Origin of the sequence: Nodosilinea sp. LEGE 07298 (genome assembly GCF_015207265.1) — a bacterium.
In the GTDB taxonomy this organism is placed as follows: domain Bacteria; phylum Cyanobacteriota; class Cyanobacteriia; order Phormidesmidales; family Phormidesmidaceae; genus Nodosilinea.
Window position 1 is genome coordinate 1 of sequence record NZ_JADEXE010000323.1, and the last position, 7,180, is coordinate 7,180.

General features: G+C 56.4%; 5 protein-coding genes and 1 pseudogene. 4 read left to right on the plus strand and 2 right to left on the minus strand.

Annotated features, from left to right (window positions below):
- Window positions 1-689 (minus strand): annotated as a pseudogene (locus tag IQ273_RS28130) (hypothetical protein); the annotation flags it as partial.
- A gap of 361 nt (window positions 690-1,050) precedes the next feature.
- Between IQ273_RS28130 and IQ273_RS28135 the strand changes: the two are divergent.
- A complete protein-coding gene (locus IQ273_RS28135) occupies window positions 1,051-1,284 on the plus strand; it encodes a hypothetical protein (RefSeq protein ID WP_194026428.1) in 234 nt (77 codons plus the stop codon).
- A gap of 398 nt (window positions 1,285-1,682) precedes the next feature.
- A complete protein-coding gene (ppc, locus tag IQ273_RS28140; protein ID WP_194026429.1) occupies window positions 1,683-4,802 on the plus strand; it encodes a phosphoenolpyruvate carboxylase in 3,120 nt (1,039 codons plus the stop codon).
- A gap of 204 nt (window positions 4,803-5,006) precedes the next feature.
- Here ppc and IQ273_RS28145 read toward each other — a convergent pair whose 3' ends face one another.
- A complete protein-coding gene (locus tag IQ273_RS28145; RefSeq protein WP_194026430.1) occupies window positions 5,007-5,720 on the minus strand; it encodes an HI0074 family nucleotidyltransferase substrate-binding subunit in 714 nt (237 codons plus the stop codon).
- A gap of 407 nt (window positions 5,721-6,127) precedes the next feature.
- On the opposite strand from IQ273_RS28145, the gene IQ273_RS28150 reads away from it, so the two are divergent.
- Both IQ273_RS28150 and IQ273_RS28155 read left to right on the plus strand, forming a co-directional pair.
- A complete protein-coding gene (locus tag IQ273_RS28150; RefSeq protein WP_228054026.1) occupies window positions 6,128-6,667 on the plus strand; it encodes a hypothetical protein in 540 nt (179 codons plus the stop codon).
- Window positions 6,668-6,883: 216 nt separating this feature from the next.
- Window positions 6,884-7,180, plus strand: a 297-nt coding sequence (locus IQ273_RS28155) for an HAS-barrel domain-containing protein (RefSeq protein ID WP_278000602.1), incomplete at its 3' end; no start/stop codon positions are given.

Genomic DNA, 7,180 nt, shown 5'->3' on the forward strand with positions numbered 1-7,180 from the left:
CTGTAGGTCGCCTCACAGAGAATCCACAGGCGCGAAATGGTGGTGTCGGTGCCGCCATCGCCACCGGCCTCGGCGGGATCGCCATCGATGGCAATCGCCATCCGGTGCAGGTGGGCCGTGCCTGGGATCGCTTTAATGCTGACCCATACCCCCACATCGAGGCTGCTGAGGGTTTCGCTCAGGTACCAGGCGATCGCCTCGGGGTCACCCTTGCGGGCCAGGCTCAGGTTCGAAAGCACGATCGCGCTGCTGCCGCCCTCGCCGCCCAGCGATAGCTCCGGCTGACCCTGGGTGTACTGCTCTAGCAGCGACTGAGTCGCCTTAATATCGGCCTCGTCCTGGTTTTCGAGCACCAGCTGGGCCAGGTGACGCTCCAGCCGGTTGAGATAGATGGGGGCCGTCCAGTCGGGGGTGGGGTTGCCGGTGAGGCGGCTGTAAACGTAGAGCTGATAGACCTGGGGGTAGTGCTGGCGCACCAGATCGTCGCCGCCGTCAAGCAGCGATCGCACCAGCTTCAGCAGCACCGCCGACTGATCTAGCGCTGTCGGGGTCTCGCACAGCACGTGGAGAATATTGCCCCGCAGCTTGATATGCAGCTCGGCCTCAGGTAATCCCATAGACTCCCTGAGCCAGCTAAGCACGTTGGCCGCTGGCGAGTTGGGGCTAAGGGTGGGGGGTGATAAGGACACAGGCATTAGGAGATCGGGGTAACAGCGAAACTCAAGCCATGCTCCCAAGCGGTAATTGCACCGGATGGCGCAGTCGGTTTAATTTATACCAACTCCAGCGCCGATCAGCCGATTTCTTTGGAGGCAATTTCCAAAAACATTGCTAACTCGCCCAGGCAGTAGCCAAAACGCCTCCGCAAAAAAAGACCGAATTCCAGGGTCAGTCTGGCTGGGCTGTGGTCACTTGTTTACTATATTAAAGATCAAATGTGCTAATGGTAGCCCTAGATCAATACCCTTCAGGACATTTGTGGGCACCATCTCGAACGCCATTTTATCAGCCTAGGCTCAGCCCCAGTTTCTTACTCCCTGCTGCCTTCCTATGACGTCATCTAACCCCTCTGTTTTCGCTTCATCCTCTCGCCTATCCACCGAAGTCATGGTGGGCCTGCTGGTGCCTCCCGTTTTGCTTGGCATTGTGGTGGCCCGTGCCCTAGCCGACGGCCTTACCCAGGCGGGTCTCTCCAGCGAGCAGCTGTTTGCTGGAGAACGTCTCCCCAACTTGAATATGCCGCCCACGTCACCCGAGCACCCTACCCCGGCAGCGACAGACTAGCATTTCGTCAAGCCTAAAAATTTGAATTTGATCAGCCGCAAGTTAGCTGGAACGGAGCATTCGCGGAGCATCTCCAGAGGAGAAAACCCAGCTGGACTTAAGGATTGGCTGGGTTCCGCTAACGCTTCATTTAGCCTATGCTTCAGCTAAAATCCTGACGTTGATAGATCCGCATAGCGTGCATAACGCTCAGGCGAGACTCCGCTAACGCAAAGCAATGCACCGCGCAATGACTGACAAAATCCCTGAAATCGTTATCAGTAAAAGGTTTGGTGCTCTAGCTCAGCCCCTAGGTGGCTGTAACGTTTTCAAATTGTTCATCTAGATAAACTTCTTCAGACTAGGCTGATCCTATAGAATCTTTGCGATATCCCCGTTCTCTCTGCATTTTGTAACCCATGAGTTCAACGCTCCACTCCTCCGGGGATACCCGGCCCGCAGCTGAAGCCGACTTACTGAGCCCTCCTGCCACAGTGGATGACCAGCCCTCGCGGCAAGATTTGCTGTTGCGTCATCGGCTACGAGTGGTCGAAGACCTCTGGGAAAAGGTGCTAGAACACGCCTGCGGCCCCGAACTACTAAATCTGCTACAGCAGCTGCGGCAGATGTGTTCGCCCGAGGGCCAGGCCCCGACCGCCGCCGAAGCCCGAGTAAAGGCCGTCGTCGAGGTGGTCGAAGCCCTCGATCTCGAAGATGCCATTCGGGCTTCGCGGGCCTTTGCTCTGTATTTTCAGCTGATCAACATTGTTGAGCAGCACTACGAGCAGCGGGGGCAGCAGCAGCAGTATCGAGCCGCCTACGAAACCTCCGAACTGGCCCAGCGGGCCGGGCAGTCTTTCTTTGGTACATCTTCCGGCAGTGATTCAGAATCGGGCAGCAACCTATTTCAGGCCGACCTGCTCAGCCGCAGCGTGGCCGATGCCCCCGGCGGCCGCAAAGAGGCGGGCACCTTTCACTGGCTGTTCCCTACCCTAAAACGGCTGAACGTGCCGCCCCAGGTAATTCAAAACCTGATCGACCAGCTCGATGTGCGACTGGTGTTTACCGCTCATCCCACCGAGATTGTGCGCCACACCATCCGCGACAAGCAGCGCCGCATTGCCAGCATTTTGCGCCAGATGGACCAGGCTGAAGAAAGTGCCCAGGGTTTGGGTCTGGCCTCATCGTGGGAAATGGAAGAACTCAAAGATCAGCTGACTGAAGAGATTCGCCTCTGGTGGCGCACCGACGAGCTGCATCAGTTTAAGCCCTCGGTGCTCGACGAGGTTGACTACACCCTGCACTACTTCCATGTGGTGCTGTTCGACGCCCTGCCCCAGCTTTATCAAAGATTTGAACGCGCGATCGCCACTACGTTCCCCGAGCTAGACCCACCCCGCCACCGCTTCTGCCGGTTTGGATCATGGGTAGGGTCCGATCGCGACGGCAACCCCTCAGTTACCCCCGAAGTAACCTGGAAGACCGCCTGCTACCAGCGCAATCTGGTGCTCAACAAGTACATTGCCTCAGTCGATCGCCTGGTTGACTTGCTCAGCCTGTCGCTGCACTGGAGCGAGGTGCTGCCCGAGCTGCTAGAGTCGCTGGAGCAAGACCAGGTCAAAATGCCTGACATCTACGACGACCTGGCCATTCGCTACCGTCAGGAACCCTACCGCCTCAAGCTGGCCTACATTAAGCAGCGGCTCAAAAATACCCTCGATCGCAGCCAGCTGCTTTACCAAAGCGACCCCTTTGCCGATCATTCTAATGCCCCAATTGGCGGCCCCATTTACCGCTATGGCCACGAGTTTTTGGCCGAGCTGCGGCTGATTCAGCGCAACCTGGAGGCCACCGGCCTCAACTGCCAAGACCTCAGCACTCTGATCTGCCAGGTCGAGATCTTTGGTTTCAATCTGGCTCAGCTCGACCTGCGCCAGGAAAGCTCGCGCCACTCTGATGCCCTCGACGACATCACTCAGTACCTGCGCATTCTGCCCCAGCCCTACAGCGATTTACCCGAGGCCGACAAAATTACCTGGCTGGTCAGCGAGCTGCAAACCCGTCGCCCCCTAACCCCCCGCGATTTGCCGTTCTCTGACAAAACCCGCGAAACCCTGGCCACGATGCATATGGTGCGTCAGCTCCATCTGGAGTTTGGCCCGGATATCTGCGGCAGCTACATCATCAGCATGAGCCACACCGTCAGCGACCTGCTAGAGGTGCTGCTGCTGGCCAAAGAGGCAGGCCTCTACGACCCCACCACCGAGTTGAGCAGCCTTCAGCCCGTCCCCTTGTTTGAAACTGTCGAAGACCTCCAGCACGCTCCGGCAGTGATGGAGGCCCTGTTTGAAATTCCGCTCTACTTGAACATGCTCCAGGGGCAGGCGGCACTGCCTGTTGATCAAGGGCCAGGAGGTGTTGCCACTCCTCGGGCCGTACCGCTGCAAGAAGTGATGCTGGGCTACTCCGACAGCAACAAAGACTCGGGCTTTTTAAGCAGCAACTGGGAAATTCACAAGGCCCAGCAGTCGCTGCAAACCACCGCCGATCGCTATGGGGTGTCGCTACGCATCTTCCATGGTCGGGGCGGCTCGGTAGGGCGCGGCGGCGGCCCCGCCTACGAGGCAATTCTGGCTCAGCCGGGGCGCAGCATTAAGGGCCGGATCAAAATTACCGAGCAGGGCGAAGTGCTGGCTTCTAAGTACAACCTCTCTGACCTGGCCCTCTACAACCTTGAAACCGTCACGACTGCTGTCATGCAGGCCAGCCTGCTGAGCAACAGCGTCGATGACATTCAGCCCTGGAATGAGACCATGGAGGAGCTGGCCACCCGCTCCCGCAGTCATTACCGCCAGCTGATCTACGAGCAGCCCGACCTGGTCAACTTCTTCCACCAGGTCACCCCCATTCAAGAGATCAGCCAGCTCCAAATCAGCTCTCGCCCCTCGCGGCGCGGCGGCAAAAAAGACCTGGGCAGCCTGCGGGCCATTCCCTGGGTGTTTAGCTGGACCCAGGCGCGGTTTCTGCTGCCCTCCTGGTACGGCGTGGGCACTGCCCTGCAAGAATTTGTGGATGAAGCCCCCGAAGAGCATCTCAAGGTGCTGCGCTACTTCTACAGCAAGTGGCCCTTCTTTAAGATGGTGATCTCTAAAGTCGAGATGACCCTGGCCAAAGTCGATCTACAAATCGCCGAGCACTACGTGCGCGAACTCACCAGCCCCGAGGACAAAGAGCGCTTTTTGAAGCTGTTCGACACCATATCGCAGGAGTTTTACCTGACCCGCGACATGGTGTTGCGCATTGCCGGCCACGATCGCCTGCTCGATAGCGACCCTGACCTGCAGCGATCGGTCTACCTACGCAACGGTACCATCGTACCCCTGGGCTTTTTGCAGGTAGCGCTGCTCAAGCGCCTGCGCCAGTACAAAGACCAGGCTGCTACCGGAGTGATTCGATCGCGCTACAGCCAGGGCGAACTGCTGCGCGGCGCACTACTGACCATCAACGGCATCGCAGCAGGGATGCGGAACACTGGCTAGATGCGATCGCTCAATGGGTAGTGAACAGGACTTTTTGGTCTTGAATCTGCAATGAAGACAAGGATGATCGCTGTGTCAATTGAGCTGCCGAAAGATGTCCAGAAAGAGGCGATCGCATCTATGGTGAGATACTTCCGCGAGCACGCTGCTCAATACGTAGCCTTAGCCACTGTAATTGAGCCATAGGTCGACCCGCTACGCTGCCTAGGTACAGTTGTAGTAGATGGATACGCCTTCTTTATCGATATGCTGCCTTAGGGCTGCGTGGGTAATCGTGCCGTAGGCTACGACGTCAAAGAAGTAGGGCAAGTAGGTATCTTCTTCAATGTCAAACTTTAGCCGGGTTGCCAGGGCTGAGGTAGCGCCTTTGCCCTTGATCGCGATATCCACATCTGAAGCGGGTTTATGGGTGCCGAGGGCGCGGGAGCCAAACAAAATGGCCTCTTCCACCTGTGGGTAAGCGGCGATGAACTGAATAATTTCTTTGAGCTGCTGATCCGAGAGTCCGTAGCTCATTGCTTTACTGAGTTCGCTGTAAAGTGCCTGCACCAGGGGTCTAAACTCGTCTCGAATGAAATTGATCATTTCTTGCAAAACGACTGTGTTGAAAACGTGGCTGGTCATATTGCGCCGGGCAATGGCAGTCATCCAGCCTTTAGGGCTAGTTACTAGCCCCGATTGAAACGCTACTCGCACCACTTGTTTACTACTGTTAACACCGCTGTAGCCTTCATATTCCAGATAATCTTTCATCGTTTTCCAGGCGATCTCAAAGTTGAACTCAAAGGCTTGAATTAGGGCGATTTGAATGACCTCGTCATCAGGAGCGGCCCGGTAGCGCTCATACACGCGGCCAAAGGTCTGGTAAGCGTCCTCAAAGTTTTGAAATTGCTGCACCCAACGTAGAATGTGGCTCATGGGGCATCGTTCATAAGTAAGCGGCAGCGGGCGGGCTAAAAATCAAAGATTTAGAACGTGGCATAGCCGTCTCGGCTGTTCCTGGTCAGGCAGAATGCCTACCGACAAAACTTAGATTTGATCAAATTTTTATTTTTAAGCTACATCTCACCATCTCGTACAGCCGCTGCCAATGCCGACTGAGCCATAGCCATACCTGGCTTCTAGCTATCTACTGAGAATTTCTTGCCAACAGTCTTGTTTACAGCAAAATTCGGTGTGTTGAAATCTGAACCATGCAGTAAGCTTACGGCAGGCTAAGGGCAATAGTAGCTGAAATCGCCCCACGGCGATAGGTTCAGGTCGGTATCGATAGGCCCAGCACAGACGGCCAACATAACAAGTTTGAAGGTTTGAGGAGTAACTCCATGAAAAGCTTAGGGCGTTGGATGGGGCATACGGCAGGGGCCGCCCTGCTGGCGACGGTCGCTACCGTTACTGGCGCAGCGATCGCGCCAGAGGCAGCCCAGGCACAGGTAGCTTACGGTAGCTATGTGGGCGTTGGCGCTGGTATTGGCATCACCAATGATGCGGCTACCGGACAGGGTAGCGGCGTGCAGGGGGTCATTTCAGGTCGCTATCGGCTGCTGCGATACCCTGTTTCAATCCGGGCTCAGGGCTTTCTCTTTGGCGGCGATTTTGCCTTCGTACCCACCGTTTCCTACGACGTACCCCTCAGCTGGAATACCGACGTGTACGTAGGGGCTGGAGCCGCCTTCGTGGGCGGTGGCGATGAGCCTTCAATCGTAGGTAACAAAACGTCTTTTGTCCTTCAACCCGGTATTGATTACCTATTTCCTAATAGCAACTTAGTGGCCTTTGGCAACGCTATTTTTGCCTTCGATGCCTACCGCGAGGGTGGCAACATGGCGGTCTCAGTACAGGGTGGCGTCGGCATTCAGTTCTAGAAACTGCGCCGATTCTCAGATAAAGCTTGTAAGCGCTTGTGGGCCTAAGGAGGCGTACGGGCGCTTTTTTCGGTAAAGGGTTAGCGGTGAACGGCGAGCGATGCGTGGTGAGCGGTGAGCGGTGTTTGGCAGAACCGCCAACCGCAAACCAAATCCCCTATCCCCAACCAGGACAAATGTATTAAAATCAACTGAACTCACGCAGAGGATTGTCCGATGGGGATGAGTCAGCCGCTAGGGTCCGTGATTCAGGGTTCGCTGAGCCAGGGGCTGGAGGTGCGCCTGCACCCCGATATTTCGGTGGAAGACATGCGGGTGGGCAAGTTTTTGGTAGTGCAGGGGCGGCGATCGCAGTTTTTCTGCATGCTTACCGATGTCACTCTGGGCACTGGCAGCCAGCGCATTTTGGCCCACCCACCCGAGCCATCGAACCTGTTTTTGCAGGAGGTGCTGGCCGGGACGGGCACCTACGGCACCATCAACCTGACGCCGATGCTGATGTTTACCCAGGGG